General features: G+C 51.8%; 28 protein-coding genes. 11 read left to right on the forward strand and 17 right to left on the reverse strand.

What is annotated here, in order from left to right; genetic code table 11:
- Positions 1 to 55: 55 nt before the first annotated feature.
- The 5 genes from PJE062_RS10875 to PJE062_RS10895 form a co-directional block, all read right to left on the reverse strand.
- Entirely contained in the window at positions 56 to 1087 is a 1032-nt protein-coding gene (locus tag PJE062_RS10875) for an NADP-dependent oxidoreductase (RefSeq protein WP_008549265.1), read from the reverse strand.
- Between the two features lie 46 nt (positions 1088 to 1133).
- Entirely contained in the window at positions 1134 to 1547 is a 414-nt protein-coding gene (locus PJE062_RS10880) for an Ohr family peroxiredoxin (protein ID WP_037036633.1), read from the reverse strand.
- A gap of 51 nt (positions 1548 to 1598) precedes the next feature.
- Complete coding sequence (locus PJE062_RS10885; protein ID WP_008549271.1) at positions 1599 to 2192, reverse strand: TetR/AcrR family transcriptional regulator; 594 nt, start codon at positions 2190 to 2192, stop codon at positions 1599 to 1601.
- A gap of 149 nt (positions 2193 to 2341) precedes the next feature.
- Positions 2342 to 2950, reverse strand: coding sequence for a TetR/AcrR family transcriptional regulator (locus tag PJE062_RS10890; protein WP_008549459.1), 609 nt, complete (start codon positions 2948 to 2950; stop codon positions 2342 to 2344).
- A gap of 322 nt (positions 2951 to 3272) precedes the next feature.
- A complete protein-coding gene (locus PJE062_RS10895) occupies positions 3273 to 3770 on the reverse strand; it encodes a trans-aconitate 2-methyltransferase (protein WP_008548983.1) in 498 nt (165 codons plus the stop codon).
- A 189-nt stretch (positions 3771 to 3959) separates the two neighbouring features.
- Here PJE062_RS10895 and PJE062_RS10900 point away from each other — a divergent pair, with 189 nt between their 5' ends.
- From PJE062_RS10900 to PJE062_RS10910, 3 genes are all read left to right on the forward strand, one after another.
- The gene (locus tag PJE062_RS10900) at positions 3960 to 4964 is read left to right on the forward strand and encodes an alpha/beta hydrolase (RefSeq protein WP_247643116.1); all 1005 of its coding nucleotides are present in this window, start codon (positions 3960 to 3962) and stop codon (positions 4962 to 4964) included.
- Positions 4965 to 4976: 12 nt separating this feature from the next.
- Positions 4977 to 5906: a nuclear transport factor 2 family protein gene (locus tag PJE062_RS10905; RefSeq protein WP_008549458.1), complete on the forward strand. Its 930-nt coding sequence runs from the start codon at positions 4977 to 4979 to the stop codon at positions 5904 to 5906.
- A 69-nt stretch (positions 5907 to 5975) separates the two neighbouring features.
- On the forward strand, positions 5976 to 6635 hold the full coding sequence (locus tag PJE062_RS10910) for an SDR family NAD(P)-dependent oxidoreductase (RefSeq protein WP_008549196.1): 660 nt from the start codon (positions 5976 to 5978) through the stop codon (positions 6633 to 6635).
- A gap of 6 nt (positions 6636 to 6641) precedes the next feature.
- On the opposite strand, the gene PJE062_RS10915 is transcribed toward PJE062_RS10910, so the two are convergent.
- Positions 6642 to 7637 (reverse strand): UDP-glucuronic acid decarboxylase family protein, encoded by a 996-nt coding sequence (locus tag PJE062_RS10915; RefSeq protein WP_008549074.1) that lies wholly within the window; start codon positions 7635 to 7637, stop codon positions 6642 to 6644.
- A 276-nt stretch (positions 7638 to 7913) separates the two neighbouring features.
- Between PJE062_RS10915 and PJE062_RS10920 the strand changes: the two genes are divergently transcribed.
- Positions 7914 to 9110: a benzoate/H(+) symporter BenE family transporter gene (locus PJE062_RS10920; protein WP_008549337.1), complete on the forward strand. Its 1197-nt coding sequence runs from the start codon at positions 7914 to 7916 to the stop codon at positions 9108 to 9110.
- A gap of 2 nt (positions 9111 to 9112) precedes the next feature.
- Here PJE062_RS10920 and PJE062_RS10925 read toward each other — a convergent pair whose 3' ends face one another.
- The 6 genes from PJE062_RS10925 to PJE062_RS10950 all read right to left on the reverse strand — a co-directional run bounded on the left by PJE062_RS10925 (position 9113) and on the right by PJE062_RS10950 (position 14973).
- Positions 9113 to 9520, reverse strand: coding sequence for a GFA family protein (locus tag PJE062_RS10925; RefSeq protein WP_037036740.1), 408 nt, complete (start codon positions 9518 to 9520; stop codon positions 9113 to 9115).
- 136 nt (positions 9521 to 9656) lie between these two features.
- Entirely contained in the window at positions 9657 to 10517 is an 861-nt protein-coding gene (locus PJE062_RS10930) for an ATP-binding cassette domain-containing protein (protein WP_008549003.1), read from the reverse strand.
- 2 nt (positions 10518 to 10519) lie between these two features.
- Entirely contained in the window at positions 10520 to 11374 is an 855-nt protein-coding gene (locus PJE062_RS10935; protein ID WP_008549061.1) for an ATP-binding cassette domain-containing protein, read from the reverse strand.
- 11 nt (positions 11375 to 11385) lie between these two features.
- Positions 11386 to 12315, reverse strand: coding sequence for an ABC transporter permease subunit (locus PJE062_RS10940; RefSeq protein ID WP_008549445.1), 930 nt, complete (start codon positions 12313 to 12315; stop codon positions 11386 to 11388).
- 11 nt (positions 12316 to 12326) lie between these two features.
- The gene (oppB, locus tag PJE062_RS10945) at positions 12327 to 13250 is read right to left on the reverse strand and encodes an oligopeptide ABC transporter permease OppB (RefSeq protein WP_037036634.1); all 924 of its coding nucleotides are present in this window, start codon (positions 13248 to 13250) and stop codon (positions 12327 to 12329) included.
- Between the two features lie 94 nt (positions 13251 to 13344).
- Positions 13345 to 14973 carry a peptide ABC transporter substrate-binding protein gene (locus PJE062_RS10950; RefSeq protein ID WP_008548928.1) on the reverse strand — a complete coding sequence of 543 codons (1629 nt, stop codon included), beginning with the start codon at positions 14971 to 14973 and terminating at the stop codon, positions 13345 to 13347.
- Between the two features lie 498 nt (positions 14974 to 15471).
- Between PJE062_RS10950 and PJE062_RS26535 the strand changes: the two genes are divergently transcribed.
- From PJE062_RS26535 to PJE062_RS10960, 3 genes are read left to right on the forward strand one after another with little or no spacing between them, the layout of a single operon-like run.
- Positions 15472 to 16224 (forward strand): hypothetical protein, encoded by a 753-nt coding sequence (locus PJE062_RS26535; protein ID WP_050773899.1) that lies wholly within the window; start codon positions 15472 to 15474, stop codon positions 16222 to 16224.
- A complete protein-coding gene (locus PJE062_RS26015) occupies positions 16175 to 16951 on the forward strand; it encodes a UbiA family prenyltransferase (protein ID WP_198136849.1) in 777 nt (258 codons plus the stop codon). Before PJE062_RS26535 ends, PJE062_RS26015 begins: the two co-directional genes overlap by 50 nt.
- Positions 16951 to 17391 (forward strand): GtrA family protein, encoded by a 441-nt coding sequence (locus tag PJE062_RS10960; RefSeq protein ID WP_008549032.1) that lies wholly within the window; start codon positions 16951 to 16953, stop codon positions 17389 to 17391. The genes PJE062_RS26015 and PJE062_RS10960 overlap by 1 nt, the downstream gene beginning before the upstream one ends.
- Here PJE062_RS10960 and PJE062_RS10965 read toward each other — a convergent pair.
- Positions 17388 to 18629 (reverse strand): glycosyltransferase family 39 protein, encoded by a 1242-nt coding sequence (locus PJE062_RS10965; protein ID WP_008548977.1) that lies wholly within the window; start codon positions 18627 to 18629, stop codon positions 17388 to 17390. The genes PJE062_RS10960 and PJE062_RS10965 overlap by 4 nt on opposite strands.
- Positions 18630 to 18903: 274 nt before the next feature.
- Here PJE062_RS10965 and PJE062_RS10970 point away from each other — a divergent pair, with 274 nt between their 5' ends.
- A complete protein-coding gene (locus PJE062_RS10970) occupies positions 18904 to 20166 on the forward strand; it encodes a multidrug effflux MFS transporter (RefSeq protein ID WP_008549442.1) in 1263 nt (420 codons plus the stop codon).
- 29 nt (positions 20167 to 20195) lie between these two features.
- On the opposite strand, the gene PJE062_RS10975 is transcribed toward PJE062_RS10970, so the two are convergent.
- Positions 20196 to 20582 (reverse strand): hypothetical protein, encoded by a 387-nt coding sequence (locus PJE062_RS10975; RefSeq protein ID WP_008549454.1) that lies wholly within the window; start codon positions 20580 to 20582, stop codon positions 20196 to 20198.
- A gap of 628 nt (positions 20583 to 21210) precedes the next feature.
- Between PJE062_RS10975 and PJE062_RS10980 the strand changes: the two genes are divergently transcribed.
- Positions 21211 to 22797 (forward strand): cache domain-containing protein, encoded by a 1587-nt coding sequence (locus PJE062_RS10980; RefSeq protein ID WP_008548990.1) that lies wholly within the window; start codon positions 21211 to 21213, stop codon positions 22795 to 22797.
- Between the two features lie 32 nt (positions 22798 to 22829).
- Here the strand turns inward: PJE062_RS10980 and PJE062_RS10985 are convergent, their stop codons facing one another.
- Positions 22830 to 23183, reverse strand: a complete 354-nt coding sequence (locus PJE062_RS10985) for a VOC family protein (protein WP_008549331.1) — start codon at positions 23181 to 23183, stop codon at positions 22830 to 22832.
- Positions 23184 to 23314: 131 nt separating this feature from the next.
- Here PJE062_RS10985 and PJE062_RS10990 point away from each other — a divergent pair, with 131 nt between their 5' ends.
- The gene (locus PJE062_RS10990; protein ID WP_008549080.1) at positions 23315 to 23881 is read left to right on the forward strand and encodes an invasion associated locus B family protein; all 567 of its coding nucleotides are present in this window, start codon (positions 23315 to 23317) and stop codon (positions 23879 to 23881) included.
- Between the two features lie 17 nt (positions 23882 to 23898).
- Here PJE062_RS10990 and PJE062_RS10995 read toward each other — a convergent pair whose 3' ends face one another.
- Entirely contained in the window at positions 23899 to 24129 is a 231-nt protein-coding gene (locus PJE062_RS10995; RefSeq protein ID WP_037036747.1) for a hypothetical protein, read from the reverse strand.
- Between the two features lie 290 nt (positions 24130 to 24419).
- Between PJE062_RS10995 and PJE062_RS11000 the strand changes: the two genes are divergently transcribed.
- Positions 24420 to 26201 (forward strand): ABC-F family ATP-binding cassette domain-containing protein, encoded by a 1782-nt coding sequence (locus PJE062_RS11000; RefSeq protein ID WP_008549030.1) that lies wholly within the window; start codon positions 24420 to 24422, stop codon positions 26199 to 26201.
- Here the strand turns inward: PJE062_RS11000 and PJE062_RS11005 are convergent.
- Positions 26198 to 26791 carry a TetR/AcrR family transcriptional regulator gene (locus tag PJE062_RS11005; protein WP_008548963.1) on the reverse strand — a complete coding sequence of 198 codons (594 nt, stop codon included), beginning with the start codon at positions 26789 to 26791 and terminating at the stop codon, positions 26198 to 26200. The genes PJE062_RS11000 and PJE062_RS11005 overlap by 4 nt on opposite strands.
- Positions 26792 to 26868 lie beyond the last annotated feature (77 nt).

The raw sequence follows: 26868 nt of genomic DNA on the forward strand, positions 1-26868 counted from the left end.
ACCAGTGCCCGAAGGCACTGATGTTGGTGTTGTTTTTGTTGTTCTCGTTTAGAGGTTAGTCGCCGACTTTTACGACAACTTTGCCGAAGTTCTTTCCTTCGAGGAGGCCCATGAATGCGTCCGGGGCATTCTCCAAACCATCTACCATTTGCTCGCGGTACTTCACTTTACCCTGCGCGATCCACTGCTGCATATCTGCTGCGAACTTAGGGTAAAGATTTGGGAAACTGTCGAAGATGATGAAGCCCTGCATGCGGATCTTTTTGACCAGCAAGGTGCCCATCAGCATGCCGATCCGGTCCGGACCATCTGGCAGGCTTGTGGCGTTGTACTGAGAGATCAGACCGCACAGCGGGATACGTGCATGTGGGTTCAGCAGCGGCAGAACCGCATCAAACACAGCACCGCCAACGTTTTCAAAATAAACGTCAATTCCGTCCGGGCACGCGTCTTTCAGGTCCTGTGCAAAGGTTGGGGAGTTGCGGTCGAGGCAGACATCAAAACCGAGATTGTCTACGGCGTGCTTGCACTTTTCAGCGCCGCCCGCGATGCCAACAACACGGCAGCCTTTGATCTTGCCGATCTGGCCTACGGTTGCGCCAACAGGGCCGGTTGCTGCTGCAACAGCAATGGTTTCACCCTCTTTCGGTTCGCCGATTTCCAGAAGACCTGCATAGGCAGTGAAGCCCGGCATGCCCATAATGCCAAGTGCCCAGGATGGCATTGCTGGCTCTTTGCCGAGGTTGAACACCATCTCGCCATTGGAAATTGAGTAGTCCTGCCAACCGCCTAGGCTCACCACCCAGTCACCTTCGGCAAAACCCTTCAGGTTGGATTTTACCACCACAGACACAGTGCCGCCCACCATTGGAGCGCCAATCTCCACCGGGTCAGCATAGGATTTGGCGTCACTCATGCGGCCACGCATGTATGGATCCAGCGAGAGATAAACCGTACGCAGCAGCATCTCGCCCTCACCTGGCGTTGGGATCGCAGCATCTTCCAGGCGGAAATTCTGAGATGTCGGAGCCCCGACAGGACGTTCCGCCAGCACAATCTGGCGGTTTACTTCTGTATTCTGCGGCATTTCAGGTTCCTCAATTAATGATAGTAATGCTTTGTTTTTATTGATTTTATGAGTTCAATTTGGTGAACACGCGCACATCCACATTGCCACAAATAGCGTTGGAGTACGGGCAAAGCGTATGGGCTGTGTGGATCACATCTTCAGCCTGCTCACGGGTTAGACCGGAGAACTCAAGATGCAGATCAATGTCCAGCACGAAACCGCCCTCGTCCTTCTCGATGACATTGCCTTCGGCACGCACCTCGACGGCGTTGAGCGGATATTCCTTATGGCCGGAGACCATTTTTAGGGAGTGTTCAAAGCAGGAGGCATAGCCCACGGCAAAGAGCTCCTCTGGCGTTACACCTGGCCCCTCCGCTCCTGGTGGGGTCACTCGAATTTTCGCAGCTTCGTCGCTCAACGTCGGGCTACCGGAGCGTCCGTTCTCTGCTTTAGTGTCTGATTCATAGAAGACTTTCATATCTTCACCTTAGATTTTGGACTGGCGTTTGGGTCTTACGGGTTGATGGCTTTATGCAGCAGGCAGCATGATTTCAGTGACCTCCAGTGCTTTCTGGAGTGGTGTTTTTTCTCTTGTGACCTTCCCGATGAGGCTGGCACCCAGCCACATCTGGTAGAGCATCTGTGCTGTCATTCTTGCATTCAGTTTTGGAGCGATGGATCCTTCCTGAACACCCGCTTCGATAACGTCTCCAAGACGCCGTTCGACTTGTGCGGTCATTCGGGCCAGCAGTTCTCTCATATCTTCAGAAATGTCTGCGATCTCGGCGCTCAGCTTCACGATCAAGCAGTGCTTGGATGCATCCTCTGAATGCTGGTAGTTCTCCCAGAGGTGCCAGTACTGGAACAGCTTTTCTCGCATGTTCAGCGCGTCTGTTTCAAACAGCGCGTCCAAGCTCTTCATATACTCATCTAGGTATTGCTGAACCAATACGCAACCGAAGTGCTCTTTGGATTCGAAGTAATGATAAAACGAGCCTTTCGGAACTCCGGCAGTTTTCAGCAGTACGCTCAGGCCCATGCTGGAAAAACCCTGCTCTGCTATCAACTTACGACCGGTTTCCAAGATGTGTTGACGGGTGGCTTCACTCTTCTTCATCTTCATAAGGAGTGTTTTAATTAAAAATAGACCGGTCGTCTAGTGCCCTTCGCATTATCCCTGATGACGTCTCTTCACATTGACTTCATGACGGGAAATGTCAGGCGGGGATAAGCCTCAGGTTGTGCGTGCTGACGGCTTGGGCCGGGGCGCAGTTATGCCCGCAGCCCCTCTTCCATGATCGCCCACGAGTTGTCGAAGCGCTGCTCAAAGTCAGTAGACTCCTCCAACCGCGAAATGATCAGCGTACCTTCCACAAGCGCAATGATGGCTTCCACCACATCCTGCTCGTTCTTCTTCTTGATGGTTCCCTGCTCAATGCCTTCACGCACCAGCTTGGCAAGGCGGGCTTTGATCTGCCCGAAGAACCGGCGCAGAACCACCTTGGCCACGTTATGGCGATAGAACTCAAACCAGATCGCCGTGATAACCTTATGAGTTCGCAGGAAAATCAGCGATGTCTTGCAGATGTAGTAGATCTGTTGCAGCTGTGTGGCATCAGGGTCTTCATGCCCTTCCAGCTGCATACGCAGGTCGTCTTCATAGGTGGTGATGTACTCCGCGAGCACTTCATCCTTGGTTGGGAAGATGCTCGTGACGTCCTTAACCTTCAGGCCGGCGTTGGCCGCAATATCTGCGTAAGTGGTTTCAAAATAACCGAATTTTTCAAAGCAGCAGATCGCGGCTTCCAGAATTGCTGACTTGGAAACTGGGGCTGGAGAGTTCTCTGAATACCCTGCATGGGTGCTGTCCGTGTCACTCATAACCTGCCTCTTTTCCACGTCTACGCCTGCTACTTTTGTGTGTGAGCAAGCAGTCTGATTAGAAACTCATGATGGAACAACACTTTGCCAAGATGATGGTAAATCGGCATCTATGAATTCTGATAAAGATCGAGCGCTTGCTGAATTCGGCTGTTTTAATAATGAGTTACGTGGTGCTCAAGTCGGTCTTTTACATATTACGCTACGCGCTTGAACACGCTTGTCTGGAATTTTTGCTGGTTTTTCTTTGGCGTAATATGGGTGTGTTCCTGCGTTGCAATCTGCTCAAAAACACCCGGCGCAAGTGCTTCCAGTTTTTCGTTTAAGGACTGGGAGATAGCGCTGCACAGGAAGCCGGACACTTCTCTGGTCCGTCTTCCGCAAAGGTGGAAATGATGGCAATGCCACCAACAGGAACGGACTTAACCAACGCATCTAAATAGGCTTTCTGGTCTTGCTCGTTGGTGAGGAAATGAAACACCGCACGGTCATGCCAAACGTGATAGGTGCTCTCTGGCGACCACTTGGTAACGTCCGCTGCGATCCACTCCACATCATCAGCCACACCGCCCAGACGCTCTTTGCCTGCTTCCAGCACCACTGAGGAGATGTCCAGAACCGCGAGCGGACCATAGCCAGCGGCGTGCAGAATGCTGGTCAGCTTTGAGGCGCCGCCACCCACGTCGATGAAGCTCTGGCCCAGTTTGAGATAGCTGATAACAAGTTGATAAGACAGCGTTGGCTGGTTTTCATACCATGTCAGCTGCTCTTCCTGGCGGGCATCGTACACCGCGTTCCAATGTGCAACTTTCTCGTTCATCTCGGGCCTCGCCTTTGCAACAGGGCATATATGGGAGTAGCCGGCTAAGAAAGCAACATATAATTTAGATAATTCTAATCTACAATCAATGTATTGCGGTCATTACCCAGCGTCTTCCTTCTGTCCGCTAGGAGTTTAAGCGATTTTGCCCTGTCTCTGCAGTCACGTTTTTACGATGCGGACAAGCCCATGTTGCCTGTTAAAGGCATTTTTCCAGTCAACGAGCGATCTTATGCGCCAGTAACGGTGCGCAGAACCAAGGATCGATACATGCTTGAGCGGAAGAAACTTGAGAGCAATCTGGATAAGGTGGAAGTGCGGCAAGTGGAGTTTGAGTGCCACGGTGAGAAGCTGCATGGGGATCTCTATCTTCCTAAAAAACGACCGCCTTTTGGCAAACTTCCCGGCGTTGTGGTGACGGGCGCATGGACTTCCGTGAAGGAGCAAATGGCCGGCCTTTATGCCTCAGAACTGGCTATGCGCGGGTTCGTGGCGCTTGCGTTTGACTTCCGCGGCTGGGGGCTTTCTGCGCATGACGGCAAAACCAAGTATCTGGAAGACCCAGTTCGCAAAACCGACGATATCCGCGCGGCGATCGACTTCATGGGCCGCTGTCCGGATGTGGACCCTGACAGGATCTGCGGCCTCGGCATCTGTGCATCTGCGGGGTATATGAGCGCAGCGACGGGTGGAAACAGGCACGTGCATTCGTTGGCCTTGGTTGCGCCGTGGCTGCATAATTCTGAAATTGTTTCAGAGGTTTACGGTGGTGCGGAAGGCGTCAGTGAGCTGCTGAAGGTGGGACGGGATGCCCTGACCCACGAAGAGCCACGCTACATCGTGGCAGCCAGCAAAGTGGACGATACGGCGCTGATGTTCGATGTGGAGTATTACACCGAGGAAGATCGTGGCCTGATCCCCGAGTTCGATAACAAGTTCAACCTCGCCTCCTGGGAAGCGTGGCTGACGTTTGATGGCGTGCACACCGCTGAAAAGCAGAACCAGCCAACGCTGATCGTGCACAGCGAAGCAGCGGCCATCCCTAAAGGTGCAAGGGAGTTTGCGCGGCGGATGGGCGACAGAGCGACGACGCTTTGGTTTGAGGATGTGACGCAGTTTGACTTCTACGATAAGGCCCAACCCATTGATCGCGCATTGGAAGCTGTTGCCGAGCACTTCCTTTCAACGATGTGAGCAGGATCTTCCATGAGTGACCCCTCCGAACTTGAACTGGCCAAGGATGTTGCCGCCATAACCTCGGTTATTGAAGGCGTGGTCAATTGTTTTGATCGGGGGGATTATGAGAGCCTTGCTACGCTCTACAGCGATCATGTGGAGATGGATTACAGCTCTTTGTTCGGCGGCACCGCGCACAAGAAGACCCGGGAACAACAGCTGATGGATTGGGCAGGTTTGCTGCCCGGTTTCGATCTTGTCCGTCATTCCCTTGCTGACTTCAACGTGCGAATTGAAGAAGGCATCGCGATCACCACTTGCTCTGTGGTTGGACAGCTTTATCTGGGTGAGAAGGTCTGGGAGGTGGAAGGCCTCTACCAGTTCCGCTTGCACAAACGCAGCAACCACTGGCGTATCTTCAAGCAACGCTTTGTTTTGAAAACAGAAAACGGCAACGGAGATATCGTTGAAACCGCGAAGGATTGTGCCAAAGGTCACCCTCCTCCGTTCGTAAAACGCCGCAAGGCACAGGCTGCTGTTGTTCGGTTCTTAAAGGCATTGGAAAACAAGGATATGGACGCGCTGGCGGACGTGTGGTCAGAGAAGGCCGTGCAGGATATGCCTTATTCACCCGATGGTTTTCCCGATGTGGTGGAAGGTAAGAGGAACCTCATCAAGCACTACAGCGCCTGGCCGGAAAATGCGGGAGAAGCGGATTTCACCTCCAACCTCAAATTTTACCCCATGATGTCGCCGGAATGGGTGTTTGCCGAGTTCACCGGAGAAGTGGAAATCCTGACGACGGGCCGGGAATACAATCAGATCTATGGCGGTTTGTTCCACGTGCCTCATGGCAAGATTCAGTATTATCGTGAGTACTTTAACCCCGAACCCTTCCGCTTTGCCTATGATATTGAAGAGGGAAAAGAACCGGACAGCTTCCCAACCAGTGAACCTTGATTATAATATAAAAATGAATCACTTTTTAAATTAAGTGACGTCAAACAAGAACTGCAACAGAGGTGCCAGATGGCCAGACGTGCGTTGATTACCGGTGGTAACAGAGGCATTGGGTATGCCATCGCAAAAGGATTGAAGAAAGAAGGCCTTGAGGTCATCATCGGCTCACGCAATGCGGAAGCAGGTGCTGAAGCGGCCAAAGAGATTGGCTGCGGGCATGTGCAGTTGGATGTGACCGATCTACGCTCTATCGAGCAAGCCTATGATGATATTGGGGTTATTGACGTTCTGGTGAACAACGCGGGTGTGCTTTACGAAGAGCCTATGCTGGAAAATCCGCGCCAGTTTGAGCAGAGCATGCAGGTGATGGTGCATGGTCCCTATCACATGATACGACGCGCAGCGCCTTCCATGATCGACCGGCAATACGGGCGTATTGTGAACATGAGCTCTGAATGGGGCTCATTTGCAGAAGGACTAGGCGGACCTGGCGCTTATGGCGTTGCAAAGGCAGCTCTGAACGCGCTGACGCTTGCGCTTTCTCGCGAACTGCCATCTTGCGTCAAGATCAACTCCATGTGCCCTGGCTGGGTTCAAACCCGCATGGGCGGCAGCGCTGCGACACGCACACCTGAACAAGGCGCAGAAACAGCTATTTGGTTGGCGACTCTGCCGGAGGCTGGGCCAAACGGTGGCTTCTTCAGCGATCATCATCCAATGGACTGGTAACACCTTCTACTCGGCTGGGATAAGCTTTACTGCCTCGGCTTCTCCATGCTTGGAGAGAAGCTGTTCAAAATACTGGATCGTCTTGCCCAGCCCTTCCCGAAGTTCTGTGGTTGGACGCCACCCCAGATAATCTCTGGCGCGGGTAATATCTGGTTTGCGCTGGAGCGGATCATCCTGAGGAAGTGGCTCTCTGATGATCCGGGACTTGGACCCGGTTAGCTCCAGCACAAGCTCAGCAAGCTGCTTGATGGTGAACTCCTTGGGATTGCCGATATTGATCGGCATGGAGATATGATCCGGTGCGTTCATCAGTTTGATCATGCCATCCACCAGATCATCGCGATAACAGAACGACCGCGTCTGCATGCCATCGCCGTAAAGTGTGATCGGTTTGTTCATCAGCGCCTGCATGATGAAATTGGATACCACCCGTCCATCATTGGGGTGCATGCGCGGCCCGTAAGTGTTGAAGATGCGCATGACCCGGATGTTGATGTTGTTTTGCCGGTAGTAATCATAAAACAACGTCTCAGCGCAGCGTTTTCCCTCGTCATAACAAGAGCGTACACCGATGGGATTTACATTCCCCCAGTACTCTTCCGGTTGCGGGTGAACCTGTGGGTCGCCGTAAATCTCTGAGGTTGATGCCTGCAGGATCTTAGCCTTCACCCGCTTGGCGAGCCCCAGCATGTTGATCGCCCCAAGCACACTGGTCTTTGTGGTCTGTACAGGATCGAACTGATAATGCACGGGAGAGGCCGGGCAGGCGAGGTTATAGATCTCGTCCACTTCCACAAACAGCGGCTGACACACATCGTGGCGCAGCAGCTCAAAGCGCTTGTGGTCCAGGAGGTGTTCCACATTCATGCGAGTGCCGGTGAAGAAGTTGTCCAGACAGAGCACTTCATGCCCTGCTTCCAAAAGCTTCTCACTGAGATAGGAGCCGAGAAAACCGGATCCACCTGTCACAAGAATTCTGCGCCGATCATCAAGTGAGAACATGAGGCCAATCCGCAATATTGTCAGAGTTGGGAAAAGCCTATCAGCCTGCCTTGCGAGGTAAATATTGAAAAACCTCCACCGATAATTGGGAGTGTTTTCAAAGAGATGCCGCTCTGCACGCTTTTGTTGAGCAAATTTCAAATAAATGTGCTGGTTGAAGACTTGCTCACAGCGGCATGGCTGTTAGCATTGTACGTAGATTTCCTCACGCCTCGCGTGACTTCTCTGTTCCCCAATCTTGAGAGGTTCACGCCAACACTATGTTGCAGGGCTCTAATGAATTCCTCCTTTTCGGCTAGTGCCACCAGCGCTGGCATCCTCTCCGCATTCGTTGGCTTTGCCAGTTCTTTTGCTATTGTTTTGCACGGCCTAAGCGGTGTTGGTGCAACCGCCGAGCAAGCAACCTCCGGATTGATGGCGCTCGCAATCGCCATGGGCCTGTGTGGTATCGTCTTCAGCCTTTGGAAGCGCATCCCGATCTCTGTGGCATGGTCCACGCCAAGTGCAGCTCTGCTGGCGACCTCAGGATTGCCTGAGGGCGGCTTTGCGGCGGCTGTGGGGGCGTTCGTGTTCGCTGGCGTGCTCGTGGTCATCACAGGTCTTTGGAAGCCTCTGGGGCGCATTGTAGGGCTTATCCCGGTCACGCTTGCGCAGGCGATGCTGGCAGGCGTTATTCTGCCACTGTGTCTGGTGCCATTCGAGGCTGTTGCGGAGATCCCTGCTCTAGCCCTGCCTGTTGTTATCGCATGGTTTATCGCTGGTCAGGTCAACAAGCTTCTCGCGGTTCCCGCGGCTTTGCTGGCATTTCTGGTAGTGTTGTACTTCCATGCAGACACTTCAGCGCTTGGATCTCTGGAAGTGGTTCAGGCCCCTGTTTTCGTGATGCCGGAGTTCTCCTGGGCTGCGCTGATTGGCATTGGCATCCCGATTTACATCGTGACTATGGCTTCGCAGAATATTCCGGGTGTCTCCATTCTACGATCTTTCGGCTATCAGCCGGTTCCGGGGCCGTTGTTCAGCTGGACTGGGGTAGGCTCCGTTCTCAGCGCGCCATTCGGCGGGCATGGCATTAGCCTCGCTGCTATTACAGCAGCGATCTGCGCCAATGAGGATGCGCACAAAGATCCGGCCAAACGCTATTGGTCTGCAGTAGTCGCTGGCGTTGTCTATATCGTGTTTGGTGTGTTTTCGGCCGGTTTCGTCGGTGTTGTTGAACTTGCCCCGCGCATTCTGATCGGCGGCGTGGCAGGGCTGGCGCTGATTGGCACGCTGACCGTCTCTGTGCAAGGCATGCTGAAAGAAGCTGAAGGCAGAGAGCCAGCAATCTTGACGTTCCTGATCACAGCGTCCGGCCTGTCGTTCTTCGGCATTGGCGCTGCATTCTGGGGACTGCTGGTGGGTATGGGCCTGAAGCTCTGGATGGACTGGAAACAGCGCGGCCTGCAAGTGGAACAGGCCACGAAGAAAGCCTGAGGTTAGCTAGGTAGCTCGTCAAACTTGGTTACGTCTTCCAGCTTCTCATCCCAGTTGGCTTTGCTGCCCATGAAGATGTGCGCTGTTGGTTCCGCTGACACCGGTGTGTCTAAGGATCCTGCCGGAACGACGATAAAGCTGTTCTCGCGGTCATATGTTGGAACAGGAGAGCCGCAGCTCTCGCAGAAGCTTCTGCGATGGCGGCTGGACGGGACATTGTAGGATTTGATGGAGTCTTCCCCAGCGCTGCAAGTGAAATCAGCATCAAATGCAAAGAGATTTGAACCATGAGCTGACCCGGTTCCCTTCCGGCAATGGCTGCAATGGCAAAAGAAGAACTTCTTGAAAGTGGCTTGAATCTCAAACTGAACGGTCCCGCACAGGCAGGAGCCTTTATGTGTTTCGCGCATAATGATGGCCTTGAGGGGCAGAGAAATGGAATGGAGCTGCACTTTGGCAGCGTGTCTTTTCAATTGCAAAGCATAAAAAAACGGCGGAGCCTTTGCCCCGCCGTCTGTTGTATCATTGATACATAATTATGTTTTTTTAAGCGTTTGCTTCCGCCGCACGGCGCTCTGCAATGCGCTTGCGTTCTGCGATTGGATCTGGGATCGGAACCGCGTTGATGAGCTCTTTGGTGTAAGGGCTCTGCGGGTTGTGGATCACATCGTGCGCATCGCCGATCTCAGCAATGTCACCGAACTCCAGAACCATGATGCGGTTACTGATGTGCTTCACCACGCTGAGGTCGTGCGCAATAAACAGCAGGGACAGGCCCAGCTCTTGCTGCAGATCCATCAGCAGGTTCACCACCTGCGCCTGAACAGACACATCGAGCGCAGACACCGGCTCATCACAGATGATCATTTTCGGGTTGGTGATCAACGCACGGGCGATACCGATACGCTGACACTGACCGCCAGAGAACTCGTGTGGATAGCGGTTGATCATGCGGGCAGACAGACCCACCTTCTCCATCAACTCACGAACGCGTTTTTTAACTTCGTCCTTTGAGGTCTGTGGGAAGTGCGTCTTCAGCGGCTCAGCAATGATCTGACCGGCTGTCAGACGTGGGTTCAAAGACGCGAGAGGATCCTGGAAAATCATCTGGATTTCCTTGCGGATACCCAGCAATTCCTTCTCGTTCATCTTCATCAGGTCGCGGCCCTGCCAGAACACTTCGCCACCCTGAGACGGGATCATGCGAATGATCGCACGGGCGAGTGTTGACTTGCCACAGCCGGATTCTCCCACGATACCGAGGGTTTCACCTTCTGCCAGATCAAAGGAAACACCTTTAACCGCGCGCAGAATGTCTGGCTGATGCCAAGGCAGAGCATTTTGCTTCTTGATTTTGAATTCCACCCGCATGTCGCGAACGGATAAGATTGGCTCTTTCGTGCTCAAAATTAGCCCTCCGCCATTTGGGATTCAAAGCTGCGGTCCAGCGTCATCAAGCGGTCTTCGTCCTGATCCAGACGAGGAACAGCACTCAGCAGACCCTTGGTGTATGGATGGCTTGGCTTGCCGAAGATATCAACGGTAGAGCCTTGCTCCATCACCTCACCCTTGTACATCACCATGGTGCGCTCACAGGAGCCTGCCACGATGCCAAGGTTATGGGTGATCAGGACAATCGCCATGTGGAACTCTTCCTGAAGTTCCACCAGAAGGTCCATGATGCGCGCCTGAACAGTCACGTCGAGTGCCGTTGTCGGCTCATCTGCAATCAGCAGTTTCGGGCGGCAGAGCAAAGACATCGCGATCATCACACGCTGGCGCATACCACCGGAGAACTCATGCGGGTAAAGGTGAATGCGGTTCTTCGCATTCGGGATCTTCACCGCTTCCAGCATACGCACACATTCAGCAATCGCATCTTTCTTCTTCATGCGCTTGCCGTCTGGCGAGTTGTAGATCAGCGTCTCAGCCATCTGGTCTGAAATGCGCAAGTAAGGGTTCAGGGAGGTCATCGGATCCTGGAAGATCATCGCGATCTCATTGGAGCGAAGCTTGTTCATCTCCTCATGAGAAAGGCCGATAACTTCCTGTCCCTGATACTTGATTGATCCGGAAACCTGCGCGTTGTGCGGCAAAAGCCCCATGGTCGCGAAGGCGGTCTGGCTTTTACCAGATCCGGATTCACCCACGATCGCAAGAGTTTCACCCTTGTCGATCGTCAGGTTTACGTTTCTTACGGCTTCCACCAATCCGTCAGGAGTGTCGTAGGTGATCCGTAGGTTTTGGATATCCAGAAGTGCCACGATTTCACCTCCTACCGGTCTTTAGGGTCAAGCGCGTCGCGCAGACCGTCACCGATAAAGAAAAAGCTGAACAGAGTGATGATGAAGAAGAACATTGGGAATGCCAGCTGCCACAAAGTGCCATACTGCATGGTTCCCGCGCCTTCCGCGATCAATGCACCCCAGCTGGTGTTCGGCTCCTGAACACCCAGACCAAGGAAGGAAATGAAGCTCTCGGTCAGGATCATCTGTGGAACCAGAAGGGTCGCATATACAACAACAACACCAAGCAGGTTCGGCACGATGTGACGAAGAATAATCGTGATTGGCTTTACGCCTGTCGCGATAGCAGCTTCTACGAACTCCTTGTTCTTCAGCGTCAGGGTCTGACCACGCGCAATACGGGACATGTCCAGCCAAGAAATCAGGCCAATACCCACGAAGAGCATGAAGATGGAACGTCCGAACACAACCAGCAGAAGGATCAGAACGAACATGTAAGGGATGGACTGCAGAATATCGACGATACGCATCATCACGTTGTCGACCTTACCGCCAGTGTAGCCAGCAATCGCACCGTAAAGAGTGCCAACGACCACTGCGATCAAAGCGCCGATCACGCCAACCATCAGAGAGATCTGAGTACCCTGAACAACACGCGCGAACAGGTCGCGGCCAAGTTCGTCAGCACCAAAATAGTGGCCGTTTTCAATGCTTGGAGCACCGAGTTCTGCAATCTGACCCAGAACACCCCAGTCGATCTCTTCGTTAGACCACGCGGCGATCAAGTGACCGAAGGTGGAAAATGCGAGAACGCCAATAAGAATGATCAGGCTGACAAGAGCAGCTTTGTTTTTGAGGAAGCGGCGGCGCGCATCTGCGAAGAGCGAACGACCCTGCACTTCATCCTGAGCAGCCAGATTATCTGCTAGCTGCTCCATTTTTTGAACATCTACCATCATGTGCTCAGCCCTCAGTATCTAATCTTCGGGTCGACCCATGCATACAGGATGTCGACGATGAGATTGAAGAGAATGGTGAGACCGCCAACGAGGATGGTGATACCCATCATCACTGCATAGTCTCGGTTGAGTGCAGAGTTCACGTAGAACTGACCGATGCCACCAGTAGAGAAGTACATGTCGATGATAACGGAACCTGTGATCATGGATACGAACGCAGGGCCGAGATAGGACATGACTGGCAGCAGAGCAGGTTTAAGTGCGTGCTTGAAGATGATAACCCGGTACGGCAGGCCTTTCGCCATCGCTGTGCGAATGAAGTTTGTGTGCAGCACTTCCAGCATGGAAGAGCGAGTCAAACGGGCGACAGATGCCATGTAACTGGTCGAAAGCGCGATCACAGGCAGGATCAAGTGGTTCCACTGGCCGTCGTTCCAGCCACCGCCTGGCAACCAGCCAAGCCACAGAGTGAAGGTGAGAACGAGGATTGGTGCCATAACGAAGTTAGGCAGTACCTGTGCGCCGATAGAAACACCAACTGCAAAGTAGTCAAGCCAGCTGTTCTGTTTGAGCGCTGCTGCGATACCAAGCGCGCCTCCAACAAGGACAGCCACAGCGAATGACAGGAAGCCGTAGGTCAGAGTGACCGGGAAGCCATTTGCAATGATGTCGTTAACACTCCGGTCCTTGTACTTAAAGGATGGGCCGAAGTCGAATTCCGTAATGATTCCACCAATATAGTTGATGATCTGAACGTATATTGGATTGTTAAGGCCGTATTTGGCCTCAATGTTTGCAAGAACCGCAGGTGGGAGCGGGCGCTCGGATGTGAATGGGCCGCCGGGTGCCGCATGCATGAGCAAGAATGAGATGACTATGAGCAGCAGCAATGTAGGAATTGCAATCGCCACTCTTCGTAGGATGTAGCTGAGCATTGTTATTAGTGTCTCGTATGAAGAACGGGTGTTTCAGCAACAAAAACATGCAAAAACACCGGTGTCAGAAACACCGGTGTTCTTGATTGCTGAATTACTTCGCAACCTTGTAGAGGTTTTTCGCGTACCAGTTCTGCTCAGCGTTTTTGATTGGCCAGTTTTTCAACTGTGCGTTCATCATGTAAACGTTGGTGTAGTGGTAGATCGGAATGATTGGCATTTCAGCTGCCATGATCTCTTCTACACGGGTGTAGTTTGGCTGAGGATCAGCTGCAGACTTCGCGCCTTCCAGCAGTTCGTCAACTTCTGCGTTAATAAACTTACCGTCGTTGTAGCCGGACTCGGAGTCCATCAGGTCAAGGAAGGTAGAAGCTTCGTTGTAGTCACCGCACCATGCGCCACGAGCAAGCTCGAAGTTCTGGTTGCCACGCTCATTCAGGAATGTCTTCCATTCCATGTTGTTCATGTTGACTTTAACGCCGAGCTTCTGCTTCCACATCTGGGTCATCGCGATAGCGATTTTCTTGTGACCTTCAGAAGTGTTGTACACCAGATCGAACTCAAGTGGGTTGTCTTTGGTGAAGCCAGCAGCTTCCATCAGTTCTTTAGCTTTTGCATCACGCTCAGCCTGAGACCAACCAGCAAAGTCAACTTTTGGTACGTCGAAGCCAGCGGTTACTGCAGGAGTGAAGGTGTAAGCCTGGAACTGACCACCCTGAAGAACAGCGTCGGTGATTACGCGACGGTCAAGAGCGTATGCCAGAGCCTTACGTACACGAACGTCCTTGAACTCTTCCGGACCGGAATCGGACAGGTTGAAGGTGTAGTAGTAAGAGCAGAGACGTGGGAAGACCACTGCCTGATCTGGGTACTCTTTCTGAAGACGTGGGAACTGACCAGCTGGAACTTCAGTACGGTCGGTTTCACCTGCCAAGTAACGGGTCAGAGCGATGTTTTCATCGTTGATCACAAGGGTTTCAACCTTGTCGATGATGGTCGCGTCGTTATCCCAGTAGTTAGTGTTACGTTCCATGATAGCAGTTTCCTGCGGAACGTGCTTCACCAGCTTGTATGCACCGTTAGAAACGATGTTTTCAGGCTTTGTCCATTCAGCACCATGTGCTTCGATCGCCCAAGAAGGAGATGGGAAAGTACTGGAGTGAGTGGTCATTGCTGCGAAGTAAGGCAGAGGTTTGGTCAGCTTAACTTCGAGAGTGTGATCGTCGATAGCTTTAATGCCGAGCTCTTCAGGCTTCATTTCGCCCTTAACGATTGCATCAGCATTTTCTACGGACATCAGCTCAGCGTACCACTGGTACGGAGAAGCCAGTTCTGGGCTTGCAAGGCGGCGCCATGCGAATACGAAGTCGCCAGCTGTTACAGGCTTACCATCAGACCACTTTGCGTTGTCGCGCAGTTTGAAGGTGTATGTCAGCTTGTCATCAGAAACGGTGTGGCTCAGAGCAACACCTGGTACCAGGTTGCCGAGGTTATCCTGGTTGTACAGACCTTCAAACAGGTTACGTGCGATCTCGGAGCCGGATACGTCTTCGTTGACCTGTGGGTCAAAAGAAGAGTGCTCGTCAAGAATACGGTAAGTGAAAGTCTGGTCGTCAGCGAGCTTCTCGCCTGTTTCTGGATGAACACCCGCAGCAAATGCAGAGGTAGAGAGCAATGCGGTGCCTACTACGCTCGCCAAAAGAGCGCTTTTGCTGAATTTCATCTAGGAATCTCCTCACTACATCGGTCGCCTGTTCCCCAACAGCGCCGACTTGGATACATTTCTCAATAGGATCTGGAGTTCACCTCAATTGAAGGGCAAACCCAAAAAATTGCATATTTTCCTGAGAGCAACGCAAAATAGAAATTATTTCGCCGTTTAGCAGCTCCCCACGAGTGGCTTTATGCTCAGTTCCCCTCGCTGCTGGCAGATACGCATATCCCGGTACGCACTCTAACGTAGTTTTTATCTTATTCAATTGTATTCTTCGCAAGAAATGCCCGCTGCATCATATCCTGGGGGAAATCTAGTTAGAACGATAGGCTAGGAAGCTTGCACATTCCTAGGTTTTTGAAGCTTTTTAGGTAGTTTTGCGACCAATAAAATTTCCAAAGAAAAATATCTGAATCAATCAGAATGACTATTAACCAAAATTGCGAGTAATTAGTTAGGTATTCATAACCCATACTCTTTGCAGGGCAGAGTCTTCGGGTGGGGCATATGGAAGAAATTCAGAGAGTTCACAGGGCAGCGGATCCTGAATTACAACCTCCGCTCATATTAGATCTTGATCACACGCTGATAAGAACAGATTGCTTTTTCGAAGCGCTCATTCTGTTCCTAAAATCAAACCCATTGAATTTATTCAGTGTTTTGCAGTGGCTTTTCCATGGGAGAGCCTACGTCAAGCAACAGCTGGCGATCCGGGTAGATTTAAAAATCGATAATTTCCCCTTAAATGAGGATGTTGTTGCCTATGCACGGGCGGAAGCGGCCAAAGGGCGCAAGGTTCACATGGCGACGGCCGCTGATGAACTATTGGCACTCGCAATTGCTGATCGACTCGGCTTTGTTGAAGAAGTTCATGCAAGCAATGGCAAGATCAACCTGAAGGCGGAAAACAAGGCGGATTATCTTAAGACCCGTTTTCCAGAAGGCTTTGCATACGCCGGTGATAGCCTCTCTGATCTTCCCGTGTTCAAGAAGGCGTTGCAGTCGCTGATCGTCCACCCCTCCAGCTCATTCTCTAAAAGGGCTGAGGAGTGTGGTGCAGTTGAAATGACTTTTGCCCGGCCAGATGGTTTCTGGAAGCCCTTTCTGAAAAGCCTGCGCCTTCATCAATGGGTAAAGAATTCGCTGCTCTTTATTCCTCTCATCTTGGGAGGGCAGGCTCTGAACCTAGCAGCTTGGGGAAGTGCCTTCCTTGGCTTTGTCGCGCTCGGCATTTTGGGCCAGCTCGACTTACTTGCTTAACGATCTTTGGGACCTCGAAGCTGATCGCCAGCACTGGAGTAAGAAGGCCAGACCGTTGGCGTCTGGCAAGCTAAAGATTGCCCACGCCATATTCGCCATCCCAGTCGGATTGCTCCTGAGCTTCGGTATTGCTGCTGCTTTGGGCCCCTTCGTCGTGTTGGGATGCTTCTGTTATCTCGTCTCAACAGTCGCTTACTCATTTTATCTGAAGCGTGTACCTCTTCTTGATACTGCAGTCCTCGCGATGCTTTTCACCATGCGGCTTGGTATTGGTGTTACGCTCGTTGATGTACCGCCTTCCCCCTGGCTCTTTGTCTTTTCCATGTATCTGTTCCTCTCGTTGTCATTGGCAAAGAGGCACACCGAGTTGGGGCGTCATGTCGAGGCCGGCACCAATGGTGAAATGTCTGGTCGGGGGTATCAGAATAAGGATCTCCCTGTTCTGCTGGCTCTTGGTGCGGCGAGTGGATTGGCGGCGACGCTGGTTATGGTGCTTTATCTGACTAATGAGGCATTCAGCGCCGACTTCTATTCAGCACCTGTCCTTTTATGGGGTATGCCGCCGATCCTGTTCCTCTGGCTGGGGCGTGTCTGGCTTAAATGCCAGCGATTGGAACTGAATGACGATCCGGTGGTCTTTGCTTTGAAAGATCGGCAAAGTCTGATGCTTGGAGGTGTTCTCGGTTTGATGTTTATAAGCGCTTGGTTTGGAGGCTACTTGCTCTGATGGTTGCTGCACGCCTTGCGGCGCTCAAATCCTCCTATGACACGAACCCAGAGTTTCGCCAGATCGTCCGCTTTCTGTTTGCAGGCGGTTTTGCTGCCTTCGTGAACTGGCTATTGCGGATTGGCCTTTCCGTCTTTCTACCGTTCTGGCTGGCAGTCCTGCTGGCTTACTTCATCGGCATGAGCGTTGGTTACACACTCTATAAGCACTTTGTGTTTGTCAGGGCAGAGAAGCCTGAGAGCGTCAGACGGCAGGCTCTCATCTTTCTAGGAGTGAACCTGTTCTCTGCTGTAATCGTGCTTGGATTATCAGTTGGCTTGAATGAAGTGCTGCGAACAGCACTCCCTCTCTTTATTGCTCAAGCGCTTGCCCATGGTTTTGCGATCGCTGTTGGCGCTGTCACCAACTACCTTGGTCACAAGGTGATCACCTTCCGTTAGGCGTTGGCGACAAAAGCCAGTGCTTGCATGGCCACGTTCAGGAACAGTGCCTGCACCACCAGAAGTGCAAAGATACCAAGATTGTCGCGTTGAACGGTTCTCACCACAAAAAGCATCATGAGCGGTAGCCAATCCAGCACGTAACGCTGGACGGAATACTGAGAGAAGCCGTTGGAGTGATAGAAGAGCGTCACACCAGCGATAAGTGCAATCGTGAGTGCTGCAAAGAGATACTCCCGATCCCATTTGGCAAGAAAGAAATAAAGCAGGAACGGCGCACCGATAAAGAGTGCGATGCCTTTGTCTCCAAAACCACTCATCTCGGTCAGGTATTTACCCGAGAACTCTATGTCAGGTCCTTGTACGAAAAAGTGCATCAGGTTGAAGAGCAGATAATCTCTATGGAATAGGCCAAGCTCCTGGACCCTGTCCTCAATCCATTCCGCAGAAGGGTCTCCTAGTGCATCCCACTCCGGCGGGAAGATATAGGCATAGCCCGTCTGCATTGGATCGCCGAAGCGCGCGTAGTTGTAGGCGAAGTAAATGCCGATGGCGATGGCCGGGAAGACAGCCAGTTTGAGCAGTCGTTTGATGCTCTCTGCGTTGATCGCAAAGATGGATCTGTCTGGCGGGGCCATCAGAACGAAAAAGAAAGGCATGTATAGAATGCTCATCTGTCGCGTAAGGAACGCAAGGCCAATGAACAAGCCAACCAGCCATGCATTCCGCTTCACCAACGCAGACCAGATAGCAAGTGACGTCAACATGGCCGCGACCGCTTGAGCGAAGAACCAGACCCCATCAGACCGAAGCACCACATACTGCAGCGGTGTGGCAAACAGGAAAGCAGCAACCAACAGAAGCGCAAGACGATAATCCGCCTGATATTGCCGAGTGATCTGCCACCAAACCAATCCGGTTATGACGAAACACAGCACACCTAGTGCAATGAAGTGATGAAAGCTGACACCAAAGATAGCCACAAACGGTAGCGCGATCAGTGCTGGCACAGGCGGAAAAATCACGAAGATCTTTTCTTCAAAGAGTGCGCAATCCAGATCAAAACAACGCGCAGCATCAAACCGGCCCTGCAAGAATGCATCTGCTAAAAGTGCATATGAGTTGCTTTCCGGTTGTTCGCCTAGCAACCGAAACGCAATAGCTGCCAGAAGAATAAAGACCAGCCCACCCAACACTGCAGTGAGAAGTGCGCCTCTAAATCGCTCAATCAAAATCATGATGCCCCCAAAATATGGGAGAGTAATAGCATCAAGAATCCTAGTGTCTTCTTAAGGTTTTGCAGAACGTGCCAATGCCACTAACCGAAAACTCAGCTGGAACACGTCAAAGCGGTTCATTGGTTTCAACTCACCTCATTTCTTGATTTCACATTTGTTGCCTGATAGGTGAGAGATATTGCTCCCACAGATTATGCCGTGATCACGGTAGGTCCTGCGCTCTGGGTTTTAGACTGAACCTGCAAAACAGCCGGGATGAAACAGGAATATCCAGATGTCGGACTCTCCGAAAACCGCAGGTGCGAGCCTGGGAACGGTCGAATTTGTTGCCCTCATGGCCACGCTGACCAGCCTGACTGCGCTCTCCATTGATGCAGTGCTGCCAGCTTTTACGGTCATCGGAGAAGATCTACAGCTTGAAAACTCAAACAACGTTCAGTTCATTATTTCTGCGCTGTTTCTTGGACTCAGCGTCGGGCAGTTTTTCTTTGGTCCGGTATCAGACCGCTTTGGTCGCAAACCTGCTGTTTATGCAGGCTCAGTGGTGTTTGCGCTTGGTGCTGTTCTCGCGGCTACGGCAACATCTCTTCCCATGATGCTGTTTGGAAGACTGCTGCAAGGTATTGGAGCAAGTGCACACCGGACAGTGGTGATGGCGATTATCCGCGACAAATATGTTGGCGCGGAGATGGCCCGTATCCTGTCCTTCGTAACAGCTGTGTTTATTATTGTGCCAACATTAGCACCGTTGATCGGTCAGGGCATTCTGTTTGCTGCGGGATGGCGTGCGATCTTTGTTATCATGCTGATCATGGCTTCTGTTGGATGTATCTGGCTCGCAGTTCGCCAGCCTGAAACGCTAAAGCCGGAGAACCGCCGCACGATTACGCCGAAAGTGCTTTGGCAAGGCCTAGAAGAAGTCGTCAGCCACAAGGCGACCCTGCTTTATACAGCTGCCTCTGGCTTCGTGTTCGGCACCATGATGACCTATCTCAGTACGGCACAGCCGATGTTTGCTGACATCTACGACGTGCATGAGACCTTCCCGCTGTACTTCTCCGGCATTGCGGTGGTGTTTGGCATGGCATCCATAGTGAATGGCCGCATTGTGCGCCGCATTGGGTTGCAGAATATGTGCCGTGCCGCGCTTGGCATCCAGATTGTCGCCAGCCTTGCCTTTGCACTATACCTGCTGTTTGTCGACAGCACCCCTGCTCTGTGGCTGTTCATGACCTATCTGTCTTTTGCGTTCTTCTGTCAGCCGATGCTGAATGGTAATCTCAACGCTATGTCTATGGAGCCTCTTGGCCATATTGCTGGCTTGGCTGCCACGCTGATTGGTGCGTCGACCACGTTTATCGCGCTCATTCTTTCTGTGTTGGTTGGTCGTTTTTATGATCAAACCCTGCTGCCGCTGTCCTTCGCATTCTGCGTGTTTGGTGGGATCGCGCTGGTTCTGGTGGTTCTTGGCGCGCGGGTACAGAAAGCCGAAAAGATAGCGTCCTCAAACACGATCTCCGCAGAAGCCAGCGCTTAAGCGCTCAGAAAAGCAAATTGCATCGCCGGCTACTTCTTCTTCGGAAGTGTTCTCACCCAGGAGACAGCCGGCATTTCTACGTTTGAGCCGGGATACCAGTTGTCGCGAACTTCTTCGTGGCCTTCTTTGGTACACACGATCTGTGCGTCTTTGTATTCCTCAGGAATAACCAGTTGGCCGGGGCTCTTCACGTGCAGGTTCTCTGCAAAGCCATCCAGAATGCACTGTGCGCCTGATGGCTTGGTTTCAATGGAGACCACATAGGCGTCAGACGGTGGTTTGGAAGGATCCGGCCCGAATACGTTGGATTGGCATGCGGCGAGCAAAGCTGCAGATGCAACAAGAACTCCGACAGATGCTCCCTTTGAAATGAGAGAGCTGAAAGAACCAATTTCTGATGGTTTGGCGGTCCGCACGCGAATCTCCTGAAAATCTGGATTGCGCTTGGAAGCTACGCTTATTCGCTGAGCAGGGTGAATCCCCAAAATCACCCCCACAAATAATAGAGGTAAGCCTTCAGAGCAGTCCGATGGTTAGCTGGAGAAGGATTTACTGCGTGCCAGCTTGCTTATTCAATTTATCAACAACTTTTGCGTGTAAATTATTATTAGAATAGTTTTAGTTGAGGGTGCATCATTTCAAGCATAAAGAGTTTTGACTACTTCACCCAAAACCTGAAGAAAACTATTTCATTTCCACTCTCATAACACACATCTGAATTTATGCATGGGTTTTAAAGCATTTTATTTATTAGAAAATGCTGATTGAATGTTCTCTCAATATAATTAATAAAACTATTAGAAATTTAACTAATATATCTGAGTGGGGCAGGCGGGAATGTATAAAGCAAATTGCTGCATTTCTGCTGCGTCCATTTCGTTAATTACCAAACAATATCAGAGATGTAATTTCAAATGCGATTATTGATATTGGGCGGAGCTAGCGATGGCCTCTTTCATGCCACGCACCCTTAGGGCGAGAATTTGGGGTGCTCTTGGAATCTTATTTCTATGTTTCTTAATAGGTACAGCGTTTCAATCCTATGTGCTTTACCAAAGCTTGCTGACTGCTAAGAACCGTGAGCTGACCTCGATTATTACTGCAGCAAATTCAATTACTCGGCAGTATTATAAACGTGAGGTAGACGGCACTCTTACCCGTGAGGAGGCTCAGACTGCAGCATCAGCAGCTCTCAAAGCGCTGCGCTACGACGGCAAAGAATACATCTTCATTTTCAGCTATGACTATGACGGCGTCATGCACCCGTTCAACGCCTCGTTCCTTGGCGCAAACCAACGCCACACCAAGGATGGAGACGGAAAACCATTTGTTCTGGAGATGGTGGACGCTGCCAAGCAAAACGGCAGCGGTTATGTCACTTACAACTACATCAACGAGCATGGTGAGGCGAACCCAAAGCTTAGTTATGTTGAGAGCTTCCCAGAATGGGAATGGGTGATCGGCACCGGCGTACAGAAAAGCAAACTGTTCATGAACCTGGAAGAGGCGATTTCGAAACCTCTCCTAGTCCTAGGCCCTTTGCTGCTTGGTTCCCTGATTATAGGGCTTTTGCTGGGTAAACGTGTTGCTGCGGCTGTAGATTGGCTGTGTTCCAGCCTGCTGAAGCTATCCAGCGGCAATCTGAATTTTGAGAGTGTCTACAACAACTCTCAGGATGAGTTGGGTGACGTTTCCCGTGCTTTGACTAAGTTCCGTGATCAGGCTGAGCAGCAACAGCAAATGGAAGCTGAAACGCGTAAGAACTACGAAGCTAATCTGGAACGTGAGAAGCTAGTTATGAATGCGGTGGAAGACTTCCGCAGCACATATTCCAGCGCTGTTGGTGTGCTGAACAGCTTGGCTGAAAGAATGCGCGGCACCGCCCTCTCCTTCCGCCAGTTTGCACAGAACTCAGAGGAAGGCGCGATCTCAGCCACCACCGGCGCACAGCAGGCCTCTGCCAGCGTGCAAAGTGTAGCAGCAGCTTCTGAGGAACTGACGGCCTCCATTCAGGAAATCCGCGATCAGGTCAACCGTACCGTGAGCTTCGTTGGCAACACAAAGGCAACGGCGGCAAACTGTCAGGAAGATGCTGTCGTGCTGCAAAAGCTGAATTTGGATGTCAGTGAGTTCCTGGAGCAAATCAAAGGCATCTCCAACAAAACCAAGTTGCTGGCGCTGAATGCGACCATAGAAGCGGCGCGTGCGGGTGCTCATGGCGCGGGTTTTGCCGTGGTGGCCACTGAGGTGAAGGATCTGGCGGAGCAGACGGAAAAAGCGGCTGAGGAGCTGGAAGCGCACGTGCTTTCGGCCTCAAGCCGCACAGAAAGCAACGTCGCTTCGCTGGAACGGATTGGTGAGGAAGTTGAACAAGTTGTCAGCTACATGACGGCGATCAGCTGTTCCGTTGAGCAACAGCAGTCTTCGACTGAAGAAATCAGCCGCAGCTCACAGGCCTCGGCTCAGGGAACAGAGGCTGCAACGGCGAACTTTGAGATGGTTGCCAATGCGGCGGGTGAAACCCGCACGCAAGCAGAGGAGCTGCAACGCAGTGCTGATGACATCTCGGAGCACATCGATGAACTGAACAAGCAAACAGAGCAGTTTCTGATCAGAGTGCAGCAAGTTTGATGCCTTGAAGGGGAGAGCTGAGCGTTCTCCTCTTACTTATCCGACCAGACAGCCAACTCATTGTTGTTTGGATCAAGAAAATGGAACCGGCGTCCACCCGGAAAGGAAAAGATCTCACGGCAGATTTTGGCGCCGTTTTCTTCAAGCTTCGCTTGCAATCCCTCCAGATCTTCTGCGTAGAGCACAACAAGAGCCGCACCGCTCGCAGCTGATGACGACATATCGGCCTTGTAGAACCCACCGTCAAAGTCGCCATCGTTGAACGCGGCATATTCTGGTCCGTAGTCCTCAAACTTCCAACCTAGTGCATTGCCATAAAACGCTTTTGCGGCTTCCAGATCAGCAGCTGGAAGCTCGATGTAATTGATTTTGCCGGACTTGGTCATACTAAATTCCTTCGGAAAACAAGGAGCGACTACACGAGAACTCTCCTGCAAATCTCCAATATTGCAACAGATTTGGAATGGTGAGATAGATAACTCAGTCCTATCGTTATAGTTGTAAGCAAGATATTGAAATGAAGATTTTCGGTTTTCCCCTTTGTACAATTACAGCTCTTGCGATGGGAGCTGTTGCATTTCTTGAGCCCTCATCAGGCTTTGCTCAAACTGCCGCGAAACCGGAGGCCGCTGTTCAAAGCAGCCCTAAAGTCAGCAGGCAGCAGCATGGGGATTGGATGTTGGAGTGTTATGACCCCGCAGTGAATGGCATGAGCTGCCAGATCCAGCAGCGTGTGGTGCATAACGAAAGCGGCCAGACCATCATGCAGATGACGCTCAGCCATAATCCGAAAGACAATGCCGACATCGTGCAATACGTGTTGCCGCTGGACTTTCTGCTTGCGCCGGGTGTTGGCGTAAATGTAGGAGATTATCAGGCGGTTGCCCGAGTCACTCGCTGTACCGCGCAGGGCTGTATTATTGAAGGCAAGACAGAAGATGCCTTCATCAAGGCCATGAAAGCAGCAACGGAGCAAGGGCGCTTTATCATGATGTCCCGAGCTGGCAAGAAGGTTGGTATCAACTTTTCTGCCACGGGTTTCACAAAAGCCTACAACGAGATGAAAGAGCAAAACACAAAGTAATGAGCTCTTTCAGCGTCTTATTGGGCCGCGAGGCAATTCCATTCACCGCGTGAGCCCATCACCGCAATAGCACCAGCCACGCTGCAATGAGAAACCTCTGACTTTGCCAAGTGCAGTTTTGAAGTTGGGTTCGGGTTTGCAAGATAAGCAAGGCCAATTGCAGCGGTCAGAGCGAAGACACAAGCAGCTACGCAAAAGAGCATGCCCATGTTCCAGTTGGATGCAGGCAGGTGAGCAGAGGTCGTCATCTCAGGTTCAGGTCTTTCATTTCGGAAAACGTTCAACGCGAATGCGCAGATATGCTTTGCTGTAATGTAGATTATTCCTGCAATATGCATGTGAGGGAAATCCCCGTGTTTGCCTCGGTTATTCAAGGGATTTTCACTGTTTTTCATCGAAATGTGTGACGTGAAAACCTCTGTGCTCTCGTAAGTTGAGGTGCCCTTGCTGCATTACACCTCGTGTGCTCTTGGAAGCCCTGCGGTTTTTCTCTAATCCCTTTCTGAGTGTTTGTTTGTGTGTTGGGAGGCACGGTCCTGTGGCGAAGTCCAGTGGCAATCCATTGATAACCGGCAGTGGCCTGTGGCAGCAGTCGCCCGAACGTGTGCTGTTTGAGAACCTTTCGTTCGGACTGAATGCGGGTGATCGCGTCGGCCTAGTCGGACACAACGGCTGTGGCAAGTCTACGCTTCTGAACATCCTTGCAGGCCGTGGCGAGCCGAGCGAAGGCAGTATTTCTGTCTCCCGCGCTGCTGTCGTTTCCTGCGTGGAACAGCACCTTCCCAAGCATCTTTTTGACCTAAGCCTTGCTGAAGCCGTGCGCGATGCCTTGCCGGATGACAAGCGGGACTGGATGGACTGGAAGGTGGAGGTGATCCTGCCGGAGATGGGGTTTGAGCCCCATCAGTCCGAGGTACTCTGCAGAGATCTTAGCGGCGGGCAGATGACGCGTCTGATGTTGGCCCGTGCCTTGATGACCGAGCCCAACCTGTTGCTTCTTGATGAGCCAAGTAACCATCTAGATTTGCCGACTATCATGTGGCTGGAGAGTTTCCTGAAATCCTGGAAGGGCAGCTTCCTGATGATTTCGCACGACGCTACACTGCTGGATTCTGTCACCAATCGCACGTGGATCCTGCAGGACCGCAAGCTCCACGCGTTTGATCTGCCTTGTACAAAAGCCCTTGAAGAACATGAGGTTCTGACAAAAGCGCGGATTGCGCGACGCGAGGCTGAGGAAAAAGAGATCAAGCGGGTCGAAGCAAGCGCCAAACGCATCGCAGAATGGGGTCGCACCTTCGACAACGAAGATCTGTCGCGCAAGGCAAAGTCCATGGAGAAGATGGTTGACCGCATGAAGGATGACCAGACGGAGGCCGTCGAGGCCTATCCATGGAACCTGTCCATTGCTGGAGAGACCATTCAGGCAGATCGGTTGGTACAGCTCAAAGATCTGGATGTGACACCGCCTGTGGCGGATGTGTTCCTCTATCGTATTGAGGATATCGCCGTTCGTCCAGGAGACCGGATTGCGGTGATGGGTGCAAACGGAACGGGTAAGTCCAGCCTGCTGCGCTGTTGTTGGGAGAAGCGACAGAGCGAGGATGGCGAGGTCCGTGTTCATCCGCGCTGCCGGATTGCGTTTTACGATCAAACGCTTCAGCAGTTGCCGGGTGAGTCCAATCTCGTTGAGGGGATGATAGCTGTTGGTGAAGCACTTGGTGTGGATCTGTGTGTGCCCGACTGTGAGAAGACCATTATTGCAGCTGGTTTCAAATACAATCAGTTGCAGCAGAAGGTCTCAAAACTCAGTGGTGGGGAGCGTGCGCGTTTGTTGCTCGTCTCGCTGTCTCAGGTGCAAGCCAACCTGATGATGCTTGATGAGCCAACTAACCACCTTGATCTTTACGGACGCAATGAACTTTCCCATCAGCTTCAGTCATTTGGTGGCTCATTCCTGCTTGTCTCACATGATCGACATCTGGTGGAAGCGACTTGTAACCGGTTCTGGGTGGTCCAGAACGGTCGATTGCAGGAAGTCAACGATGTGGATGCTGCCTACGCGCTGATTGCGGAAACTCAGGTGAAGCCGATCAAGGTTGCTGCTGAGCAGGAAGCGCCTTTAGAGATCGAGCGCGAAGAAGTGGTTGAGGCTGAGGCCAGTTCTTCTGAAGATGTGCTGCTTGAGCGACTGATTGAGCTGGAAGAGCTGATGGAAGCAGATCTGGCACGGCGCCCAAACAGGCAGTCGCCTCACCTTCAGGTGAAATGGAAAGATGAGATTGCGCAGATCCAGGAACAGCTTGAACTCAACGGTTAGCTTGGATCTTTCTCTAAATCTGCGAGAGCTGCACGAAGCTGAGCCGAGTGTGTCTCTCGCAGCACGTCGAATGCCTCAGTGCCATACATTCCTTTGAGCGTGACTTGTGAGATCGCGAAATGTTGGATTGAGCCAATGAGCTGATAAATCCAGCAGAATAGCTCGGCGTCAGAGGCTTGAGACCACCGTTTCGTCTTATGCGCCAAAGCTCCCAATGCATCGAGGAATGGCTTTAATGGCCAACTCTCGCTGGACACTTGCGCGTCTAAAAGCGCGCGAAGAACCAGTTGGGTATCTGCAGGCTTTTCAAGAGATGCAGTAGAGAGTTGCAGAAAGAAGTTGCGCAACTGTTCATCTGGCGATGTCCCCTCCACGTTCTGAATGGAAGACAGTAAACGGTCTGAAAGAGCTTTCAACACCTCTTCATAAAGCGCTGCCTTTGAGCCGAAGAAATGCAGCAGTGCTTGCTTTGTTACGCCAAGTTTGTCGGCAATGCCCGCAAGGCTTGCTGCGTTGTATCCCTTTTCAGCAAAAACACTGCTGGCTGTTGAGATGTAACGCGTTTTCGGGCTGTCGGCGTGCTGGTCCAAATCACTCTCCCTATCCTCTTCGTATAGCCTGAACTTGACAACTTACCAAGTGGTAAGTTTATACTTACCGATTGGTA

Origin of the sequence: Pseudovibrio sp. JE062, assembly GCF_000156235.1 — a bacterium.
Classification (GTDB): domain Bacteria; phylum Pseudomonadota; class Alphaproteobacteria; order Rhizobiales; family Stappiaceae; genus Pseudovibrio.